The sequence below is a fragment of the Actinomyces sp. zg328 genome, assembly GCF_009829635.1.
Lineage (GTDB): Bacteria > Actinomycetota > Actinomycetes > Actinomycetales > Actinomycetaceae > Actinomyces > Actinomyces marmotae.
In genome coordinates this window covers 1-19,476 of sequence record NZ_VWPE01000018.1, presented here as the reverse complement: position 1 = coordinate 19,476, position 19,476 = coordinate 1, and the positions used below count along the sequence as shown (strand labels likewise).

The following is a 19,476-nucleotide window of genomic DNA, read 5'->3' as shown; positions in this document are numbered from 1 at the left end:
GAGGGCTCCAACTTGACGGTAATGAGATTCAATCCCAATACTGCACCCATGACCACCTACTGCCAAGTCACGGGAGCCCGGCCGGTCTTCGGCAAGTCCGTCTCCCACTCCCACCGCCGCACGAACCGGCGCTGGGACCCCAACCTCCAGCGCAAGCGCTACTGGGCGCCCTCGCTCGGGCGCACCATCACGCTGACCGTGAGCGCGCGCGGGATCAAGACCATCGATAAGAAGGGCATCGACGCCGTCGTGGCCGACATGCTCGCCCGAGGGGAGAAGCTGCGATGAGCAAGACCGCCAAGGACCTGCGCCCCATCATCAAGATGGTGTCCACCGCGGGCACGGGCTTCACCTACGTCACCCGCAAGAACCGCCGCAACACCCCCGACCGCCTCGTGCTGCGCAAGTTCGACCCCGTGGTGCGCCGCCACGTCGAGTTCAAGGAGTCCCGCTGATGGCCAAGAACTCCAAGATCGCCGCGGACAAGCGCCGCCGCGCCGTCGTCGCCCGCTACGCCGAGCGCCGCGCTGAGCTCAAGAAAGCCAGCGTCAACCCGCATCTGAGCACCGCCGAGCGCGAGGCCGCCATGGCCGCGCTGCACGCCCTGCCCCGCGACGCCTCCCCCACGCGAGTGCGCAACCGGGACGCCGTCGACGGGCGCCCGCGCGGCTACCTGCGCGTCACCGGGACCTCGCGCGTGCGCTTCCGCGAGATGGCCTCGCGCGGCGAGCTGCCCGGCATCGTCAAGTCGTCCTGGTGACAAGGAGCACATCATGAGACCTGGAATCCACCCCGATTACCATCCCATCGTCTTCCGCGACAAGAGCGCGGACTTCGCCTTCCTGACCCGCTCGACCATGACCTCCGCCGAGACCATCGAGTGGGAGGACGGCAATACCTACCCCGTCGTCGACGTCGAGGTCTCCAGCGCCTCCCACCCGTTCTGGACCGGCAAGGGCCGCATCCTGGATACGGCCGGCCGCGTGGAGAAGTTCGAGCGCCGCTACGGCAAGCGCACCCGCCCCACGAAGAAGGAGGCCTGAGCATGAAGGTCCGCGCCTCGATCCGCTCCCTGGCCAAGCAGCCGGGCTCGAAGGTGGTGCGCCGCCGCGGCCACACCTACGTCATCAACAAGAAGAACCCGCGCCTCAAGGCCCGCCAGGGCTGAGCCTCCCACGACGACTCCCGCCCGGGAGCCCTCCTCCCCACTCCCTAGCGCCCCGCGCCCACCCCGACCGGCGCGGGGCGCCCCCGCGCGGGGGGCGGGTCGCGCGAGACCGGTCGAAATCACGAGCGAGACCGGGCGCTCCCCCCGCGCGGAGGCGGGTCGGGTCCCGTCCGGCGCCAGCCCAGCCACGCCGCGGGCCGAGCCGCCCGCCCCCCGCGCATGGAGGGCGGGTTGGAGTAGCAGATGAGGCGCGGCGCCCAGCGGGGCGCCCCCGCGGGCGGGGCGATGGGGACGATGCGAGACGATGGGGAGCGCTGCCGTGGAACAGCCGTTGTCGACGGCGCCCGGCGGCCCTAGGCTGGCGACCGCGCCCATCGGCGCCGCGCCCCTGCCCGGTACGGCGCCCCTGCCCGGCGCGGCGCGGGAAGGAAGAGCGATGCACGCCAGGGGCCGAGGCCGAAGAGTCGTCGTATCCGCCGTCACAGCCGCGGCGGCGGCGCTGTGGATCGGGGGGATGCATGGCTGCGCCCCCGAGAAGTCCGACGACGGCAACACCGACGCCGACTACGTCAAGGTCTGCAAGGACCCCGCCACGGGTCAGCGCATCGAGGACGAGAAGTGCTCCGACAGCGGGAGCGACCGCTCGAGGAGACCCCACTGGGTCTACGCGCCGATCTCGCGCGGCTCCTCGGTCAGGGCCCCGGGGGTCGGCGAGGCAGTGCCCTCGGGGTACGACGGCTCCAAGCCGTCGTCGAGCAGGAAGGTCACCACCTCCAAGCGCTCGGGGGGCTCCTACTCGCGGGGCTCGGGGACCAGTCACGGGGGCTTCGGCTCCGGCTCCAAGGGCGGATCGGGGTCCTGAATGCTGCGCGTCCCATGCTCACCGCGCCCCGGCTGGCGCGACACCATCGCCCGCCAGGGCCTCGTCTTCTCCGAGACCACCGACCCCGCCACGGGGATCATCACCAACTACTGGAATGAGTTCGCCTGCTACGAGCTCACCATGGACGAGGTCAACCTCCTGGAGCGCACCAGCGAGAGCCTCCACATGATGGCCAAGGACGCGGCCGGCTTCCTCGCCGAGGAATCCCTCAAGCCCGGCTCCCCCTTCAACCTGGGCATCCCGAGGGAGGCCATCGAGTACGCCACGGTCTCCCTCGACCGCGATGACCCCTCGCTCTACTCGCGCTTCGACCTCATCTACTCAGGCAATGACGGGCGCCCGCCGAAGATGCTGGAGTACAACGCGGACACCCCCACCGGGCTGGTGGAAGCCGCCCTCATCCAGTGGTACTGGCACGAGGACGTCCACCTGAAGGCGGGCCTGACGGGCATCGACCAGTGGAACGGCATCCACGAGGAGCTCATCGCCCAGTGGGGGCGCATCGATGAGCGCCTCGGCGGACTTCACGGCCTGCGCCCCCACATGTACCACTTCGCCTACACCGACGCCGACGACTCCGGCGAGGACCTCATGACCACGAGTTACCTCATGGACACCGCCACGCAGGCGGGCCTGACCGGCATGCTCGTGGAGATGAAGCAGCTCGGGCTGGATCGGGAGGCCGCCCGCTTCACCGACGGGGAGAACCGCCATCTCGAGGCCATCTTCAAGCTCTACCCGTGGGAGGAGATGATGTTCGAGGAGTTCGGCCCCGCGATCTGCGCGCTCAAGCCGGACCACTGGTTCCAGCCCGCCTGGACGATGTTCCTGTCCACCAAGGCGCTGTCGGCGGCGCTGTGGCACCTCTACCCGAACCACCCCAACCTCATCCCCACCTACATGTACCCCGACGAGGCCCGCGCCCGCCATGACACCATGGGCATGAGCGAGTACGTCATCAAGCCTCTTCACGCCCGCGAGGGCGCGAACATCGAGTTGCATGGGGAGGGCCGGCACATCGTCCAACCCGGCGGCTGGGGCGTGGAGGGGTACGTCATCCAGGAGTTCTGCGCGCTGCCCGACTTCACCGGCTCCGACCACCTCCACAACCGCCCCGTCCTGGGCACCTGGATGGTCGGCGACGAGTGCTACGGCCTGGGCATCCGCGAGTCCGATGGGCCCATCACGGACTACTACTGCCGGTTCGTGCCCAATCGGATCCGGCTCTAGGCGCCGGGGATGGTGGCGCCCGGATCGACGACGGCGCCCCCTCGGGGGCGACGCAAGGAACGGCCCCGGAGGCCCGGGGCAAGCGCCCCGCGGCTGACCACCGCCCAGGGAACCGCGCTCGCCCTGTCCGCCACGGCCCCGTGGTACTCGATCATGGTGACCGCGCCGCTCATCGCCGCGCTGGTCGGCTCGGGCACCGCCGTCGTCTACCTGCTCGCGGCGATCCCCGCCGCCCTCGTGGCCGCCGGGATGAGCGCCAACGACCGCCGCGACCCGCATAAGGGCAGCGTCTACGCCTGGGTGCGGCACCGCCTGCCGCGCACCGGTTGGCTCGCGGGCTTCTGCCTGGCCTCCACCGGCATCATCGCCACCTCCGGGATGGCCCACGTGGCCGCCGACCTGCTCATCCCCTCCGCCCCAGCGGCGCTCAAGGCCGGCCTGGCGGCGGCGCTCACCGGCGTCGCCGCGCTCATCGACCTCTACGAGCTGCGGCTCATGGCGGCCTTGCAGTACCTGGCGATCGTCGCGGGCGTGGGGGCGACGATCGTCTGCGCCGGGCTCGTGGCCGGGGGCGGGGTGCGGCTGGCGCCCATGGCCGGCTCTCCCCTTGACTGGTTCCACGCGGTGCTGCTGGCCGTCTTCGCCTACTGGGGCTTCGACGCGATCTTCGCGCTCACCGAGGTCACGAGCGCTGGGGCGCCGCAGCGGGTGACCGCGCTGACCGTGGTGGGGCTCATCGGGTTCTTCGCCGTCGGCGGGACGGCGTACAGCGCCGTCGACCCCACCCCCGTCACGGGCCATCTGGTGGTGCGCATCGCGGTAGTCTCCTCAGCGATCATGAGCCTGGGCTCCACGCTCGTGCCCACGGCGCGCGGGATCGAGGCGATGGCCGACGCCGGCCAGATCCCCTCCTGGGCGGGCCTCCTGCGGCGGACCTCTTGGGCGACGGCGGTGGTCACGACCGCCTCAGTGGCCTGGGCGGGCCTGCTGCTCATCTCCGAGGGGCTCTTCACGGACACGGTCGACGCGCTCAGCGTGCTCGTGGGACTGTACTTCACCGCGAGCTCGCTCATCGCGGCGCTGCGCGCCCGCTCCCAGCGCGAGCGGTGGGCCCAGGTCGCGGCGGTCGCGCTCATGGTGGTCATCACGACGGCGGTGGCGATCCAGATGCTCGATCCGGCTTACGGGGCGACGGCGGTCGGCGGCGTCGGCGGGGTGGGGCTCATCGTCGTCGGGCTGAGCGCGCTGGGGGTGGCGGGGGCGCTGCGCTACGGCGGTCCCGAATCGGGGGCGCGGCGGGGCTAGGTAGGCTGCGCCCATGACTGCTCCCGCCACCACGCCCGCGACGGCTCCCGCCACGCCGTCGGAGCCCTCCCCCACCGCCCATCTCGTCCTCACCCTGTCCTGCCCGGACCGGCCCGGGATCGTCCACGCGGTCACGGGGGCGCTGGCCCGGCGCGGTGGGAACATCACCGAGTCCTCCCAGTTCGGCGATGAGGAGACCGGCCTGTTCTTCATGCGCGTGACAGTGCTCACCCGCGTGCCCCGCTCGGAGTTGGAGGCCGACCTCGCCGAACTCGCCAGCACCTACTCGATGCGATGGGAGCTGGGCGAGGTGGATCGCCCCCTGCGCACGCTCATCATGGTGAGCAAGGACGCCCACTGCCTGACCGACCTGCTCTTCCGCGCTCGCAGCCAGGGCCTGCCGATCGACGTCGTGGGCGTGGTGGGCAACCATGAGGACCTGCGGCCCGTCGCCGAGTTCTACGGGGTCCCCTTCCGCTGCATCCCGGTCACCAAGGAGACCAAGGCGGAGGCGGAGGCCGAACTGCTGGGGCTCGTGGACGAGCTCGGCGTGGAACTCGTGGTGCTGGCGCGCTACATGCAGATCCTTTCGGAGTCCCTGTGTGAGCGGCTGCGCGGCAACGTCATCAACATCCACCACTCCTTCCTGCCGTCCTTCAAGGGCGCCAAGCCCTACCACCAGGCTCACGCGCGCGGCGTCAAGCTCATCGGCGCCACCGCCCACTACGTGACGGCGGACCTGGACGAGGGGCCGATCATCGAGCAGGACGTCACGCGTGCCTCGCACGCTGACTCCCCCGTGGCGCTTCAGCGCAAGGGCCAGGACGTCGAGCGCCGGGTGCTGGCGCAGGCCGTTAAGTGGCACGCCGAGCACCGCGTCCTCCTCAACGGCAACCGGACCGTCGTCTTCCCCTGACCCGCCTGACCGCGAGCGCCTCCCGAAGCGAGACCGGTCGAAAATAAGAGCGAGACCGGTCGAAAATAGGACCGAGACCGGTTCCCGGACCGGTCTCGGCCCTGACACCGGTCTCGATCCTGGCAACGACCGGTCTCGACCGTCATTTCGACCGGTCTCGGTCCTGACAACGACCGGTCTCGCTCGTGATTTCGACCGGTCTCGATCAGAGGACGTCGGCGCCCCGGCGCAGGACCCGCACGGGGGCAAGCTCGGCGTCGGTGACCAGCACGTCGGCCCATAGGCCCGGGCGCAGCGCGCCGATACTGGCGTCCCCGAGGATCGTCGCGCCCTGGACGGAGGCGGCGTACACGGCGTCCACGAGCGGGACGCCGCCGCGCCAGGTGGTGCGCACGACGTCGATCAGATGCGCCGTCCCGCCGGCGATCGCGTCCTTGCCGGTGAGCCGGGCGACGCCCCCGGAGACGGTGACCGCCTGGGGGCCGAGGGCGTACTCGCCATCGGGCATGCCGGCCGCGGCCATCGCATCGGTGATGAGGACGACGTTGTCCCGCCCCAGCGTCTCGAACATGTCGAGCACGATCGCCGGATCGAGGTGGACGCCGTCGCCGATCATCTCCAGGACGCACTCGCCCCGCTGGGCGGCGGCCAGGAACTCCGGCACCGGCCCCGGGGCGCGATGGTGCATGGGGCGCATGCCGTTGAACAGGTGCGTCGCCGTCGAGCGCGGCGAGCGGATCGGCGCTCCGGCCCCCAGGCGCGCCGCGATGCGCTCGGCGGCATCGGCCAGGGCGGCCCGCACGGGAGCGGCGCCGGAGTCGGTGTGCCCGAAGGAGGGCAGGGCGCCTCCCTCGATGAGCGCGGCGTTGACGCCCTCGTCGCCGGTGATGCCGGGCTTCTCCGGGGCGATCGTCATCGTGACCACGTGACCGCGCCCCAGCTCGATGAGCTCGCGGGTGAGCGGGGCATCGGGGTCGACGATGTAGGTCGGGTCCTGGGCGCCGCAGCGCTCCACGGAGACGAACGGCCCCTCGAAGTGGATGCCGGCGAGCTCGCCGGCGTCGCACAACTCGGCCAGGACCGCGGTGCGCTCCCTCAAGACATCGGCGGCCGCCGTCACGCAGGAGGCCACGAGGGAGGTGGTGCCGTGGCGGCGGTGCTCCAGGATGGAGACCATCGCCTGCTCGGGGGCGGTGGCGTTGGGGAAGGACTCGCCGCCCCCGCCGTGGCAGTGGACGTCCACGAGACCGGGCAGGAGGTAACCGCCCTCGGGAGCCGCCTCGGCGCCCTGGAGCGCCTCGCCGAATCCCGCGCCAGGCGCCGCCGAGGCCTCCCCGACCCAGGCGATATGGCGGTCCGCGATGACGACGAGGCCGTCGTCGATGATGGCGTCCGGTGTGACGACTCGTCCGCGCAGGGCGGTGGCAGCGCTGCTCATGCTCGCAGCATAGACCCAGACATCAGACAACCGCGACCGCGCTGGCCGCGCCCAGCAGCCGCAGGCTCCCCCGGGCCCCTTCTTGGGCCACCGCCCGGGCCAGCGGCACGGCTCCCGCGCTCGGGTCGGCCGCGTAGTCCCGCGCGTTCGTCATCTCGACGGCGTCCGCGAGCGCCCGGGCGGCCTCCCCCTTGGGCAAGGTCATCCAGCGGGAGAGGCCCTCGGCGGTTATCGGACCGTGACTCGTGGCGTAGCGCCGGGCGATCTCGACGAGGGCGGCGCGGTGGCCGGCCTCTCCCCTGGCGACTCCCCCGCCGCCGCCGTGACGTGGACGGTGCCGCGCATGGGCCAGGAGGGCACGAGCCCCTGCGCCACGATCCGCAGCAGCGAGGCCTGACGGGGCAGGGGCCGGCCCGCTGGAGCCTTGCGAGGAGCGCGAGCGGTCATGGCGGGACTCCGTCAGAAGAGGCGTGATTCGGCGTCGTCCATGCCGCGCATCGCGTCGTAGTCCAGGACGACGCAGCGAATGCCCCGATCCTCGGCGAGCACGCGCGCCTGGGGCTTGATGGTCTGGGCGGCGAAGACCCCGCGCACGGGGGCGAGCAGGGGGTCACGCCCCAGGAGGTCGAGGTAGCGGGTGAGCTGCTCGACGCCGTCGATCCCGCCCACGCGCTTGATCTCGACGGCGACGCTCGCCCCCGTGGAGTCCTTGGCCATGATGTCCACCGGCCCGATGGCGGTGGGGTACTCGCGGCGCACGAGGCGGTGGCCGGGGCCCAGGACCTCGATCTGCTCGGCAAGGAGCTCCTGGAGGTGGGCCTCGACGCCGTCCTTGAGCAGGCCCGGCTCGGGGCCCAGGTCCACCGAGTCGTCCGAGATGATCTCGTGGATGCGGATGACGAGGCGGTCGTCGGTCTTGGTGGAGGAGACCTCCCAGAGGGCGACGACGCCGGCCTCGCGGTCCTCCGCATCCGGTTCCAACTCGGTCAGGCGCGCCGGCGGGCTCATCCAGTTCAGCGGCTTGTAGGAGCCGCCGTCGCAGTGGACGAGCACGGAGCCGTCCGCCTTGACCATGATGAGGCGGTTGGCCCGGTCCAGGTGGGCGGACAGGCGGCCGGAGTAGTCAACGGAGCAGGAAGCGATGACGACGCGCACCGGCCCACCCTAGCGGGTAGCCTCGGTCGCTAACGACAAGACTGCGCGCTGGCAGCCGCGACGCGAGAGGAGTCCCCGTGATCCCTTCCGAGCAGCCCTCCGGCTCTCCTGACGCTCCCGGCCCTCCCGGCCCTCCCGGCCCTCCCGGCGACCTCTACAGCGCCAACGCCGACATCTACGCGGCGCTGGCCCAGCCCTACGTGGAGGCGATGGGCCCCGCGCTCACAGAGCTCCTCCGCGGCGACGACGGCGCTCCGCCCGGGCTGCCGATCCTCGACCTCGGCTCGGGCACTGGGGCCCTCCTGCCCTGCCTCGCGGCCCTCGGTGATCACCCGCTGTGCGCCGTCGAGCCGCATCCGGCCATGCGGGCCGGGCTCATGGCCACCATCTGCGCCCTTCCCGGCCTGGCGCGGCGCGTGACCGCGCTGCCCGGAACTCTCGACGACGCCGCGCCCCTCCTGCCCTCCCGCCTCGGGGCGGTCGTCGCGCTCAACGTGCTCGGGCACCTCGACGAGGCGGAGGAGGAAAGGTTCTGGAGTTTCACGGACGAGCGCCTGGCCCCGGGCGGCGTCGTCGTCATCTCCCTGCAGGGCCCGCTGGAGCCCACCGAGGTTCCGTGGACCGACTTCGGGCTAAGCGCCGTCGGCGGGCTGCGATACGGCATGGAGGGCCGGGCCGATCCCGACGGCGACTCGATGCGCTGGACCATGCGATGGACAGTCCGCACGGCGGCGGGCGATGTGATCGATGAGCGCACGGCCCGCGCCTCCTGGCGGATCCTCACCCCGGAGCGCCTGCGTGCCCGGGCCGCGCGGATCGGCCTGGAGCCGGGACCGGCGCGCGATGACCTCCTCCTGCTCTCCTTCGTCCGCCGCTGAGCCGGTCGCCCCGGCTGACGAGCCGATTCACGCGGCAGCCCGCGATGGGGTGATGATCTGACCATTGACCAATGGCTAGCCGTACCCTGAGGAGCCCCACGAGTGACCAGCACGAGCGCCGCGGCACCGCCCGGCCCCGCCCCCGATCCGGCGAGTTGGCGCCTGCGCCTGCGCCGGGGGCCGTACCTCACCGGGACGGCCGGGAAAACCCGGCTCATCGGCCTCGACGCCGCTCGGGGCGTCGCGCTGTTCGGCATGGCGGCGGCCCATGTGGGCGTAACGAGTTGCGGGCTCGACACGCTGCCGGGCTGGCTCAACCTGGCGCACGGCCGCTCCGCGGTTCTCTTCGCGATCATCGCGGGGTTCTCGCTCGGGATCATGTCCGGGCGCGAGACGCCCCACACGGGCGAGCGCCTCCTGCGCACGCGGCTACGGATCCTCGTGCGCGCGGTGCTGCTCATGGCGATCGCCGGGGCGCTCATCACCTTCACCACCGGGGTTGCGATCATCCTGGGCTACTACGCAGCCTGGTTCGCAGTGGCCCTGCCGGTCCTCCACTGGGGCGCCCGCAGGCTGCTCATCGCCGCGGCAGCCACCGCCGCCCTCGGGCCGCTCGTCCTCAAGGCGCTCCCGCTGGCGATGGCGCGGCTGGGCCTGGCTTCCTCGCCCGCCGCCTCCGACGGCTCCGAGGCGCTCCTGGGCATGTTCATCACGGGCGCCTACCCCGGCGCGGTGTGGATGTCCTTCATCTTCTTGGGGATGGGGCTCGCGAGGATGGGGATCAGCGGGACCCGGCGCCTGGTCAGGCTCGCGGCGATCGGGGCGCTGTGCGCGGTGCTCGGCTACGGCGGCGCCTACGTGCTCACGCGCGCGGCGGGGGCCGACGAGCCGGACGCCTTCCACCTCGCCGTTCCCACGAGCCGGGGCGCCGACGTCGTCGGCTCCGATGGGCTCCCGGAGCCCGAGGCGGACCGGGCCGTCAAAGTCGAGATGCCGAGCTGCGGCGACGGCGAGGCGATCAGCGGCTCCTCCGAGTGGCCGGTGCTGCTCTCGGCCAAGCCGCACACGAACAGCTTCTTCGAGGCCGTGGGCTCCGGCGGGGTGGCAGTGGCCGTCATCGCGCTGCTGAGCCTGCTGGCCTCGGCGGGGGCGTGGGCGCGGTGGCTGCTCGCGCCGCTGGCCGCCATGGGATCGATGTCCCTGACGATCTACAGCGCGCATATCGTGGCGATCTGGGCCTTCGACCTCACGAGCGTCCAGACGAACAGGCCTCTGATGATCATGATGGGCGTCCTGGCGGCCTTCGCGATGGCCTGGCTGGCCGTCTTCGTCCGCGGGCCGATGGAGCACGTTGTGCATGTCATCTCCCTGCGGGCCACCCGGGCCCCCAGCACCCCGCCCCCTCCCTCTCGCCCCCGCCCCCTCGCCGAGACCGGTCGAAAATAAGAGCGAGACCGGTCGATATCAGGACCGAGACCGGTCGAAATCACGAGCGAGACCGGTCCAACTGCCGCGATTCCTCCCAGCGGCAGGCCTCTCGACGCCGTGTCCGGCTCGTAATGGCCCGTGGCGCTGGACTGGGTGGGGCCCTGCTGCTCGCCCCAGACGCTCGCCCAGCCGATAACCGGCTCTTCTGATTAAGGGGTGTTGCAGGGGTGTCAACCCGCTTGCTTCGGGGGCTGGGGGTGATCAGGTCGGTGTCGGGGCGCGGGATCGGGCGGGCCTTGCGCAGGGGACGCTGGGCCGACAGTCGTGGCCACGCGGCTGTGCTGGATGCGCTGGCGGCACTGGTTGGGTCGTGGCCAGCCAGCCGCGCCACGTGGAAGGGGCCCAGCACGGGGGCAGCGTCGGCCATCTGCTGGGTGGTGTTGGTCTTGAGCCCCGTGAAGCCCTCCATGGCGATCGCCTCGATGCCCTCCGGCCAGGCCTGGGGCGACGGCCAGGTTGTGAGCGCTTGCTTGGAGCGGCCGTGGGACCATGTCGGGGAGGTAGGCCGGCCCCGGTGCTCTCGCGCACAGGGGGCGGATCCGGGCGCGCTCGCCGATATTAGAGTGCCGCTCTCCGATGCCCTCGCGCACTGGGGGCGGGTCGATGACCGCGGTGACGCGCTTGTCGCCCTTGCGCGTGTGGCGCCACACATGCTCGTCGACCCCGATGCCCCTGACACGGTCAAAGCGCGAGGGAGCCACTGATCAACGCCCGGCGTGCCTCAAGCCAGTATCTCGTCGTCGGCCATGCCCCCAGGGCACCCCCGACGCCCGGGCCGCCCCGGGCCGACCGCCGACACGCGCAACTCGCACCGAGCGGAGCCATTTGCACCGAGCGGTGCGTGCTACCCGCACCAGTGGGTGCGAATGGCACCACTCAGTGCGAAAAGCACCGATCGACCGGTCTCGCTCCTATTTTCGACCGGTCTCGCTCATAGGGGGGGGTTAGAGGAGGGTGGGCTGGGTGGGGGCCGCCGACTCCAACCAGGCGACGAGGGCGGAGTGGGAGGCCTCATGCATCGCCAGCTTATAGCGCTGGCCCGCGATGGTGCAGGGGACCTCAAGGACCTTGCCGTTCTCGAATCGCCTCACGGCCTGGCCGAGCTCGATCGCCCCCCGGGTCCAGTGGGCGGCGGGCCGGGGGGACACCGAGACGAGCCGGTACCACCGCAGGGAGTCATCGGTGAACAGCGCGAGCCCGGAGGTCCAGGTCATGCCCCCGGGCCGCTGCAGGGCGCACTCGAAGGAGCCCACGCGCCCGGCGATCGAGCGCAGCCGGGTCAGGAAGATAACGAGGGGGACGACGACGGACAGGGCCACCAGCGCGAGGACCATGAGCACCTGCCCCATCCTCGTCACTCCGCGCTCATCGTCGTGCCGCTCGGCTCGCCGGCCCCGGCGGCGCCAGCCGAGCTGACCCCGACCCCGGCAGCCCCGGCGGTGGCGATCTCCGCCCCCGCCAGATCGGCCGCCACGGTGATCATGTTGTGGTCCACGGAGCAGAAGCCCCTGGCGACCGGCACCTCGACGGGCGCCCCCTGCACGGTTGTCAGCCGGACGGTCCCGGTGCCCAGCAGCGCCAGGACCGGCTGGTGCCCGGGCAGGATGCCCATCTCGCCGTCGTCGAGCGGCACGGAGACCTGGGAGGCCTCGCCCTCCCAGGCGGTGCCCCCGTTACGGGAGACGATCTCAACCGTGAGCACTGCGGGCGCCATGGCGCTCACTTCCCGGCGAGCTCGGCGGCCCGGCGCTCGAGGTCCTCGATGCCGCCGATGTTGTAGAACGCCTGCTCGGGGTAGGAGTCGTAGTCGCCGTCGCAGATCCGCTTGAAGGCCTCGACAGTCTCGGCCAGGGGCACAGTGGAGCCGGGCACGCCGGTGAACTTCTCCGCCATGTAGGTGTTCTGGCTCAGGAACTGCTCGATGCGCCGGGCGCGGGCCACCGTGACCTTGTCCTGCTCGCTCAGCTCGTCGACACCGAGGATCGCGATGATGTCCTGGAGCTCCTTGTTCTTCTGCAGGATGGACTTGACTCGGGTGGCGACGTCGTAGTGCTCCTGGCCCACGTACTGGGGGGCCAGCAGGCGAGAGGAGGAGGCCAGCGGGTCCACCGCGGGGTAGATGCCCCGCGAGGCGATCTCACGGCTGAGCTCGGTGGTGGCGTCAAGGTGGGCGAAGGTCGTGGCCGGGGCGGGGTCGGTGTAGTCGTCCGCGGGCACGTAGATGGCCTGCAGGGAGGTGATGGAGTGGCCGCCGGCCGAGGTGATGCGCTCCTGGAGCAGGCCCATCTCATCGGCGAGGTTCGGCTGGTAGCCCACGGCCGAGGGCATGCGGCCCAGCAGCGTGGAGACCTCGGAGCCGGCCTGGGTGAAGCGGAAGATGTTGTCGATGAACAGCAGCACGTCCTGGTGCTGGACGTCGCGGAAGTACTCGGCCATCGTCAGGGCGGACAGCGCCACGCGCAGGCGCGTGCCCGGCGGCTCGTCCATCTGGCCGAACACGAGGGCGGTCTTGTCGAAGACGCCCGCCTCCTCCATCTCGACGATGAGGTCGTTGCCCTCACGGGTGCGCTCACCGACGCCGGCGAACACGGAGACACCACCGTGGTTCTGGGCCACGCGCTGGATCATCTCCTGGATGAGGACGGTCTTGCCCACGCCGGCGCCGCCGAACAGGCCGATCTTGCCGCCCTGGACGTAGGGGGTGAGCAGGTCGATGACCTTGATGCCGGTCTCGAACATCTGCTCCTTGGACTCCAGCTGCTCGAAGGTCGGGGGCTGGCGGTGGATGGGCCAGCGCTCGGTGACCTCCAGGGTCTCGCCCTCGGCGAGATTGAGGACCTCGCCGGTGACGTTGAAGACATGGCCCTTGGTGACGTCGCCGACCGGCACGGAGATGGGGGCGCCGGTGTCGCGGACCTCGGTGCCGCGCACGAGCCCGTCGGTGGGCTTGAGGGAGATGGCCCGCACGATGTTGTCCCCCAGGTGCTGGGCGACCTCGAGGGTGATCTCGCGCGCCTCCTCGCCCTCGCTGGTGGCCTGAATGGTCACCTTGAGGGCGTTGTACATCGCGGGGATCGCGTCCGGTGGGAACTCGACGTCGACGACGGCGCCGATGATCCGCGTGACGCGGCCGGTGCCGGGGCCCGCCTCGGTGGTGTCCGGGGCGGCCTGGGTGGTGGTGTCATCCATGATGCGCTCTTCCATGTCTGAGTCTGTCGATGCCTATTGACGTTGAGTCGGGTCTTGCGGGCGGCGGGGCCGCCGGGGTTGTCGGTGAGGTCTATTCGGCGGCGAGGGAGTCGGCGCCGGAGACGATCTCGGAGATCTCCTGGGTGATATCCGCCTGGCGGGCCGCATTGGCAAGCCGGGTGTAGGTGGTGATGAGCTCCTCGGCGTTGTCCGTGGCCGTGTGCATGGCCTGCTGGCGGCTGGCCAGCTCGGAGGCCGCCGACTGGAGCAGGGCGTTGCGGATGCGCGAGCCCACGTAGCGGGTCAGGAGCGCATCGAGCACCTTGGAGGTGGAGGGCACGAACTCGTAGAGGGGCTGGGTTCCCTTAACGGCGGAGAGCTGGACCGCCTGGGTGGCGGCGATGTCCTCGCGATTGATCTCCCCCGGACCGCCCAGGTCCACGACCGTCAGCGGGAGCATCCGGCGGACCTCCGGCACCTGAGAGACCATGGAGACGTAGCGGGTGAAGACGATGTGGACCTCAGCCACTCCCCCGGAGTCGGCGGGGGCGAGGAAGTACTCGAGGAGGCGGGTGGCGACCTCCTCGATGTGTTCGGCGCTGGGGCGGTCGGAGTCCCCCGTCCAGGAGTGCTCCACGGTGCGACCGCGGAAGGCGAAGTAGTTCTGCGCGCGCCGCCCGTAGGTGAACAGGATCGGCTCCTTGCCGTCCTCCACGAGGTGCTCGATGAGCCGCTCGGACTCGCGCAGGATGGTGGCGGAGTAGGCGCCGGCCATGCCGCGGTCGGAGGTGACCACGACGACGGCCACCCGATCGGTGTCCTCGCGCTCGCGCGTGATGGGATGGTCCAGGCCGGAGTAGGTTCCGACGGCGGCCACGGCCTGGCTCAGCGCGTGATCGTAGGGCCCCGCCTCAGCGGCGCTGCGGCGCGCGGCGCCGATCCGGGAGGAGGCGATGAGCTCCATGGCCCGGAACACCTTCTGGAGGGTCTGGGTCGACCGGATGCGCTGCTTGTAGACGCGCTGGTTGCCTGCCACGGGTCAGCCCCTCTTGAGCACGATCTGCTCGCTCGTGCGCTCGGCGACGACCTCGTCCTCGGCGTCGGCGACCTCGCCGGAGAGCATCCGCCCGCCGGAGAGGTAGGTGGTGCGGAAGGACTCGACGGCGGCGCGCAGCGCGGCCTCGGTCTCCTCGGAGAGCTGCCCGGTGTCTCGGATGGCCGCCAGGACGGTGGAGTTGCGGCGCAGGTGGTCCAGGAGGGCCGCCTCGAAGGGCAGGACATCGGCCACCTCGAGGTCGTCGAGGTACCCGTTGGTGCCTGTCCACACGCTCACCACCTGCTCCTCAACGGGGTAGGGGGTGAACTGGGGCTGCTTGAGCAACTCCATGAGGCGCTCGCCGCGGGTCAACTGGGCGCGGGTGGTGGCGTCCAGGTCGGAGGCGAACATGGCGAAGGCCTGCATGGAGCGGTACTGCGCCAGCGTGATCTTGAGGGTCCCGGCGACCTTCTTCATCGCCTTGATCTGGGCCGCTCCGCCGACTCGGGACACCGAGATCCCGACGTCGACGGCGGGGCGCTGATCGGAGTTGAACAGGTCGGACTGAAGGAAGATCTGACCGTCGGTAATGGAGATGACGTTGGTGGGGATGTAGGCCGAGACGTCGTTGGCCTTGGTCTCGATGACCGGCAGGCCGGTCATGGAGCCGGCGCCCAGGTCGTCGGAGAGCTTCGCGCAGCGCTCGAGCAGGCGCGAGTGCAGGTAGAAGACGTCGCCGGGGTAGGCCTCGCGGCCCGGCGGGCGGCGCAGGAGGAGGGAGACCGCGCGGTAGGCCTCGGCCTGCTTGGACAGGTCGTCGAAGACGATGAGGACGTGCTTGCCGGCGTACATCCAGTGCTGGCCGATGGCCGAGCCGGTGTACGGGGAGAGGTACTTGAAGCCGGCGGGGTCGGATGCCGGGGAGGCGACGATGGTCGTGTACTCCAGCGCGCCGCGCTCCTCCAGGGCCGCGCGCACGGCGGCGATGGTCGAGCCCTTCTGCCCGGTGGCCACGTAGATGCAGCGGACCTGCTTGGCGGGGTCGCCGGTCTCCCAGGCGTCCTTCTGGTTGAGGATGGTGTCCAGGGCGATGGCGGTCTTGCCGGTCTTGCGGTCGCCGATGATGAGCTGACGCTGGCCGCGGCCGATGGGGATCATCGAGTCGATGGCCTTCAGCCCCGTCTGGAGCGGCTCGTGAACGGACTTGCGGGCCATGACGCCGGGGGCCTGGAGCTCCAGGGCGCGGCGCCCCTCGGAGGCGATCTCGCCCAGGCCGTCGATGGGCCGGCCCAGCGGGTCGACGACGCGGCCCAGGAAGGCGTCGCCCACGGGGACGGACAGGACCTCGCCGGTGCGGCGCACGGTCTGGCCCTCGTCGACGCCAGCGAAGTCGCCCAGGACGACGACGCCGATCTGGCGCTCGTCGAGGTTCATGGCCAGTCCGGCGGTGCCGTCCTCAAAGGTGAGCAGCTCGTTGGCCATGACGCCGGGCAGGCCCTCGACGTGGGCGATGCCGTCGGCGGCGAAGATGACGTGTCCGACCTCCTCGGCGGCGACCTCCGCGGGCTTGTAGGCCCGCGCGAAATCACTGAGCGCCGAGCGGATCTCCTCGGCCTTGATGGTCAGCTCTGCCATCTTTGGTCTCCTTTGCGAAGCATTGAGTCGGTGGGGGCGGCCTGCGCCCGGTGGTGGGAGGCGGGGCTCATCCCGCGAGCTGGGCGCGCAGGTCAGCGACGGCGCTGCGCACCGTGTGGTCGATGATGTGGCTCTTGATGGCGATACGCGCCCCGCCGATGACCGCGGGGTCGATCGAGGTGTTGAGCTCGACCTCGGTGCCGAGCCGCTTGGTGAGGATGGCCAGCAGCCGGGCCTCCTGCGCGCTGGTCATGGGGGCCGCGGTGACGACGTCGGCGATGGTGCGGCGCTGGAGGGCCGCGGCGCGCTCGACGACGCGGCGCAGGTTGCGCCGGGGGCCGCCCTCGGCGTGGTGGCGAACGCACCAGCGCACCAGGCTCATGGCGGGCGCGGACAGGTGCCGGCCGAAGACCTCCTCGGCCAGGCGCACCCGCTGCTCGGTGGTGGCCCTGCGCGAGGGCTCCAGGGCCTCACGCAACTCGCGGTCCTGGCCGATGATCTCCGAGGCCTCGAAGACCTCCCGCTCGATGTCCGCCACGGTGCCATCGGCGTGGGCGCCGGCGAGGATCGCCTCAATGCCCAGGTCATGCAGGGCGGAGATGAGGTGCACGGGCTTGGACCAGCGCCCGCGCGCCATGCCGCGCAGGAGTTCGACCACGCGCTCGTCGAGGCGGCCGGAGAAGAGCCGGGAGGCGAGTGCGGCCTTGTCCTCACCGCTCCGCCCGGGGTCGGTCAGCGGCCCGCGCAGGGGGTGCGCGGCGATCTCGTGGGCCATGGCCAGGATCTGCTGGCCCAGCTCCTGGCCGTAGGCGCCCGCGTCGCGCAGGACGGGGGTCCATGCGGCGCGGGTGGCGGCGCGGGTCGCGGATGTGCCCTGGTTCACCGGAGCTCCTCCACGGAGGCGCCGCCGTCGACGCCCGGGGTCGCGGGGGCGGCCTCGAGCTCATCGAGGAAGCGATCGATGACGCGGCTGGACAACTCGGTGTCCTTGAGCTGCTCGCCGACGATCCGCTCGGCGAGAGTGGAGGCCAGCAGGCCGACCTCCGCGCGCAGCGAGATCTGGGCGGCCTGGCGCTCGGCGAGGATCTGGCGCTGGGCGGCGTCAAGGGCCTTGCCCGCCTCTGCCTGGGCCTCGGCGCGGGCGGCGGCCACGATGGCGGCGGCCTCGCCCTGGGCCTTCTCCCGGATGGAGGCGGCCTCGCGGCGCGCCTCCTCCACGAGGCGGGCGGCGCGCTGCTCGGCGCCGGCCTGGTCCTTCTTGGCCTTGTCCGCGAAGGCGAGGCCCTCCTCGATGCGCGCGGTGCGCTCGTCGAGGACCCTCGTGAAGCGGGGCAGGGCGTACTTGATGAGCACCAGCGCCACGATGGCGAAGGAGATCGTGCCCCAGACCAGGTCATAGGTGTGGGGCAGGAGGAGGCTGTGCTCCTCCCCCGACGCAGTCTCCGAGGCCGCGGCGAGGGTGGTGATCATGACGGGGGCCATGGGGATGACCGTCGCCGATCAGAAGGCGAAGCCCGCGGCGAAGCCCAGCAGACCGAGGGCCTCGATAAGGGCCGCGCCGATGAACATGTTGGTGCGCAGGGCGCCGGCGACCTCGGGCTGGCGGGCGGTGCCCTCCTGCGTCTTGCCGACGAGGATGCCGATGCCGATGCCGGGGCCGAGGGTGGCCAGGCCGAAGCCGATGGTGGCGATGGATCCGGTCATGTTGCTTCTCCTTGAGAGTCTGAACGAGGGTTCTCGTCGTCCCCGGGTGGGCCCGGGTGGCTTGCTGATGATTGGGTTGTCAGTGCGTGGGGGATCGCTGCGGGAGCGATCAGTGGGCGTTAATCGATGAGTCGATGTACACGGCGGTGAGCAGAGCGAAGATGTAGGCCTGGAGGGCGGCGACGAAGAGCTCGAAGAAGACGAAGGCGATCGAGGCCCCGAAGGTGAGCGCCCCCAGGCCCTTGAGCGCCCCAGCCGCGTGGATGAACAGGGCGTTGGTCGCCGCGTAGCACAGCGCCAGGAGGAAGTGGCCCGAGACCATGTTGGCCAGGAGTCGGATAGTCAGGGTCACCGGCCGCATGACGAGGTTCGAGAAGAACTCGATGGGGATGATGAGGATCCACAGCGCCTTGGGCACGCCCCCGGGGAGCACCTGGGAGCGCATGTACCCGAGGACGCCGTGGCTCTTGATCCCCGCGTAGGTGAAGGCGATGTAGGCAACCACGGCGAAGACGATCGGCATGCCGATGACGCTCGTGGCGGCGATATTGAGCCCGGGGATGACGCCGGAGATGTTGAGGAACAGCACGCCCAGGAAGATCGTGGTGATGATCGGGACGTAGGGCGCGGCCCGGCGCTTGCCGATGATCTCCTCGGCGATGTTGACGCGGGCGAAGTCGATGAGCGTCTCGCAGGCGCCCTGGAAGCGCCCGGGCACGACGCGCGCCCGCGAGGCCCCGATCGCGAAGAACAGGACCAGGACGCCGGTCATGATGAGGCGGATCATCATGATGCGGTTCATCTCGAACGGCGTTCCCACGAAGGCGAAGGCCTCCGGGAAGAAGTCGGAGATCGACGGCGGCTCGAATCCCTCCCGCGAGGCGGGCGCGAGCGCGCTGGCCACGAGAGTTGCGCTCATTGGCACATGGCCTCCTCAAGGCTGTCCGGTGCGATCGATCAGGGCGAAAACGCCGGTGCCGTCCGCCCGGGGCGGCGAGCACTGGCATCGCACCACAACACTACTCCACGTTGCCCGGCGCGACGACTGTCATCTCACATTGGCGGGGCGCGGCGGCGCGGGCCCGGCCTCCCCCTGGCTCTCGACGGTCAGGGCCCGCCCTCTCGCCAGGGCCACGACCTCCACGATGGTCACCACGATGAGGATGAGCGCCAGGGAGGCGAGGAACCACGGGCGGGAGAAACCCGCCCGGTGGGGCCCGGCCAGCAGGACCACCGCCACCATGACGACGATCTTGGCCGCGAAGGAGAGCATGACGCCGGCCGGGGCCATGAGGGGGAAGCGCTGCCACGGCACGAGCAGGGCGACGGCGGTGATGACGGTCAAGACCAGGCCCGCGCCAGCGCCCCAGGCCGCGCCGGCCAGGGCCCGGCCGCCACTGGCCGCCCCGGCGGCGAGGCAGGCGGCGGCCAGCGCGGTGCCGATGACGGCG

General features: G+C 71.2%; 25 protein-coding genes and 1 pseudogene. 12 read left to right on the top strand and 14 right to left on the bottom strand.

Going from position 1 to position 19,476, the window contains the following annotated elements; translation table 11 throughout:
* Nucleotides 1-48 precede the first annotated feature (48 nt).
* From rpmB to purU, 9 genes are all read left to right on the top strand, one after another.
* Complete coding sequence (gene rpmB / locus GVV75_RS08035; RefSeq protein WP_073451341.1) at nucleotides 49-288, top strand: 50S ribosomal protein L28; 240 nt, start codon at nucleotides 49-51, stop codon at nucleotides 286-288.
* A complete protein-coding gene (rpmG, locus tag GVV75_RS08030; RefSeq protein WP_159523998.1) occupies nucleotides 285-455 on the top strand; it encodes a 50S ribosomal protein L33 in 171 nt (56 codons plus the stop codon). The genes rpmB and rpmG overlap by 4 nt, the downstream gene beginning before the upstream one ends.
* Nucleotides 455-760 carry a 30S ribosomal protein S14 gene (gene rpsN / locus GVV75_RS08025; RefSeq protein WP_159814270.1) on the top strand — a complete coding sequence of 102 codons (306 nt, stop codon included), beginning with the start codon at nucleotides 455-457 and terminating at the stop codon, nucleotides 758-760. Before rpmG ends, rpsN begins: the two co-directional genes overlap by 1 nt.
* Nucleotides 761-773: 13 nt before the next feature.
* Entirely contained in the window at nucleotides 774-1,043 is a 270-nt protein-coding gene (locus GVV75_RS08020; RefSeq protein WP_159523996.1) for a type B 50S ribosomal protein L31, read from the top strand.
* Nucleotides 1,044-1,045: 2 nt separating this feature from the next.
* The gene (gene ykgO / locus GVV75_RS08015; protein ID WP_003782012.1) at nucleotides 1,046-1,168 is read left to right on the top strand and encodes a type B 50S ribosomal protein L36; all 123 of its coding nucleotides are present in this window, start codon (nucleotides 1,046-1,048) and stop codon (nucleotides 1,166-1,168) included.
* Nucleotides 1,169-1,604: 436 nt separating this feature from the next.
* The gene (locus GVV75_RS08010; RefSeq protein ID WP_159814268.1) at nucleotides 1,605-2,030 is read left to right on the top strand and encodes a hypothetical protein; all 426 of its coding nucleotides are present in this window, start codon (nucleotides 1,605-1,607) and stop codon (nucleotides 2,028-2,030) included.
* Nucleotides 2,031-3,281 (top strand): glutathionylspermidine synthase family protein, encoded by a 1,251-nt coding sequence (locus GVV75_RS08005; RefSeq protein WP_159814266.1) that lies wholly within the window; start codon nucleotides 2,031-2,033, stop codon nucleotides 3,279-3,281.
* 9 nt (nucleotides 3,282-3,290) lie between these two features.
* A complete protein-coding gene (locus GVV75_RS08000; protein ID WP_236266108.1) occupies nucleotides 3,291-4,586 on the top strand; it encodes an APC family permease in 1,296 nt (431 codons plus the stop codon).
* Between the two features lie 13 nt (nucleotides 4,587-4,599).
* The gene (gene purU, locus GVV75_RS07995; RefSeq protein WP_159523993.1) at nucleotides 4,600-5,502 is read left to right on the top strand and encodes a formyltetrahydrofolate deformylase; all 903 of its coding nucleotides are present in this window, start codon (nucleotides 4,600-4,602) and stop codon (nucleotides 5,500-5,502) included.
* Nucleotides 5,503-5,707: 205 nt separating this feature from the next.
* Here the strand turns inward: purU and GVV75_RS07990 are convergent, their stop codons facing one another.
* Together GVV75_RS07990 and GVV75_RS10140 are read right to left on the bottom strand one after the other, a co-directional pair.
* The gene (locus GVV75_RS07990; RefSeq protein WP_159814264.1) at nucleotides 5,708-6,940 is read right to left on the bottom strand and encodes an N-acetylglucosamine-6-phosphate deacetylase; all 1,233 of its coding nucleotides are present in this window, start codon (nucleotides 6,938-6,940) and stop codon (nucleotides 5,708-5,710) included.
* A gap of 22 nt (nucleotides 6,941-6,962) precedes the next feature.
* Nucleotides 6,963-7,145, bottom strand: coding sequence for a hypothetical protein (locus tag GVV75_RS10140; protein ID WP_159523991.1), 183 nt, complete (start codon nucleotides 7,143-7,145; stop codon nucleotides 6,963-6,965).
* A 33-nt stretch (nucleotides 7,146-7,178) separates the two neighbouring features.
* Here GVV75_RS10140 and GVV75_RS07980 point away from each other — a divergent pair, with 33 nt between their 5' ends.
* Entirely contained in the window at nucleotides 7,179-7,337 is a 159-nt protein-coding gene (locus tag GVV75_RS07980) for a hypothetical protein (protein WP_159814262.1), read from the top strand.
* A gap of 62 nt (nucleotides 7,338-7,399) precedes the next feature.
* On the opposite strand, the gene nucS is transcribed toward GVV75_RS07980, so the two are convergent.
* Nucleotides 7,400-8,095 (bottom strand): endonuclease NucS, encoded by a 696-nt coding sequence (gene nucS, locus GVV75_RS07975; protein ID WP_159523989.1) that lies wholly within the window; start codon nucleotides 8,093-8,095, stop codon nucleotides 7,400-7,402.
* Between the two features lie 77 nt (nucleotides 8,096-8,172).
* On the opposite strand from nucS, the gene GVV75_RS07970 reads away from it, so the two are divergent.
* Nucleotides 8,173-8,973 carry a class I SAM-dependent methyltransferase gene (locus GVV75_RS07970; RefSeq protein ID WP_159814260.1) on the top strand — a complete coding sequence of 267 codons (801 nt, stop codon included), beginning with the start codon at nucleotides 8,173-8,175 and terminating at the stop codon, nucleotides 8,971-8,973.
* A gap of 102 nt (nucleotides 8,974-9,075) precedes the next feature.
* Complete coding sequence (locus tag GVV75_RS07965) at nucleotides 9,076-10,419, top strand: DUF418 domain-containing protein (RefSeq protein ID WP_159718096.1); 1,344 nt, start codon at nucleotides 9,076-9,078, stop codon at nucleotides 10,417-10,419.
* Nucleotides 10,420-10,459: 40 nt separating this feature from the next.
* Here the strand turns inward: GVV75_RS07965 and GVV75_RS10535 are convergent.
* The 11 genes and pseudogenes from GVV75_RS10535 to GVV75_RS07910 all read right to left on the bottom strand — a co-directional run.
* A pseudogene (locus tag GVV75_RS10535) lies at nucleotides 10,460-11,156 on the bottom strand (transposase); the annotation flags it as partial.
* 249 nt (nucleotides 11,157-11,405) lie between these two features.
* The gene (locus tag GVV75_RS07955; protein ID WP_159524013.1) at nucleotides 11,406-11,810 is read right to left on the bottom strand and encodes a DUF2550 family protein; all 405 of its coding nucleotides are present in this window, start codon (nucleotides 11,808-11,810) and stop codon (nucleotides 11,406-11,408) included.
* Between the two features lie 5 nt (nucleotides 11,811-11,815).
* Entirely contained in the window at nucleotides 11,816-12,175 is a 360-nt protein-coding gene (locus GVV75_RS07950; protein WP_159814256.1) for a F0F1 ATP synthase subunit epsilon, read from the bottom strand.
* 5 nt (nucleotides 12,176-12,180) lie between these two features.
* Nucleotides 12,181-13,650 (bottom strand): F0F1 ATP synthase subunit beta, encoded by a 1,470-nt coding sequence (gene atpD, locus GVV75_RS07945; protein WP_159523985.1) that lies wholly within the window; start codon nucleotides 13,648-13,650, stop codon nucleotides 12,181-12,183.
* 91 nt (nucleotides 13,651-13,741) lie between these two features.
* A complete protein-coding gene (locus tag GVV75_RS07940; protein WP_159814254.1) occupies nucleotides 13,742-14,686 on the bottom strand; it encodes a F0F1 ATP synthase subunit gamma in 945 nt (314 codons plus the stop codon).
* A 3-nt stretch (nucleotides 14,687-14,689) separates the two neighbouring features.
* Nucleotides 14,690-16,321: a F0F1 ATP synthase subunit alpha gene (gene atpA / locus GVV75_RS07935; RefSeq protein ID WP_159523983.1), complete on the bottom strand. Its 1,632-nt coding sequence runs from the start codon at nucleotides 16,319-16,321 to the stop codon at nucleotides 14,690-14,692.
* 67 nt (nucleotides 16,322-16,388) lie between these two features.
* Nucleotides 16,389-17,204 carry a F0F1 ATP synthase subunit delta gene (locus GVV75_RS07930; protein WP_159626053.1) on the bottom strand — a complete coding sequence of 272 codons (816 nt, stop codon included), beginning with the start codon at nucleotides 17,202-17,204 and terminating at the stop codon, nucleotides 16,389-16,391.
* Nucleotides 17,201-17,803 carry a F0F1 ATP synthase subunit B gene (locus GVV75_RS07925; RefSeq protein WP_159523981.1) on the bottom strand — a complete coding sequence of 201 codons (603 nt, stop codon included), beginning with the start codon at nucleotides 17,801-17,803 and terminating at the stop codon, nucleotides 17,201-17,203. Before GVV75_RS07925 ends, GVV75_RS07930 begins: the two co-directional genes overlap by 4 nt.
* A gap of 18 nt (nucleotides 17,804-17,821) precedes the next feature.
* Nucleotides 17,822-18,025, bottom strand: coding sequence for an ATP synthase F0 subunit C (gene atpE / locus GVV75_RS07920; protein ID WP_073451362.1), 204 nt, complete (start codon nucleotides 18,023-18,025; stop codon nucleotides 17,822-17,824).
* 109 nt (nucleotides 18,026-18,134) lie between these two features.
* Nucleotides 18,135-18,944 (bottom strand): F0F1 ATP synthase subunit A, encoded by an 810-nt coding sequence (atpB, locus tag GVV75_RS07915; protein ID WP_159626049.1) that lies wholly within the window; start codon nucleotides 18,942-18,944, stop codon nucleotides 18,135-18,137.
* A gap of 129 nt (nucleotides 18,945-19,073) precedes the next feature.
* On the bottom strand, nucleotides 19,074-19,476 hold a 403-nt coding region (locus GVV75_RS07910; protein ID WP_159814252.1), incomplete at its 5' end, for a hypothetical protein.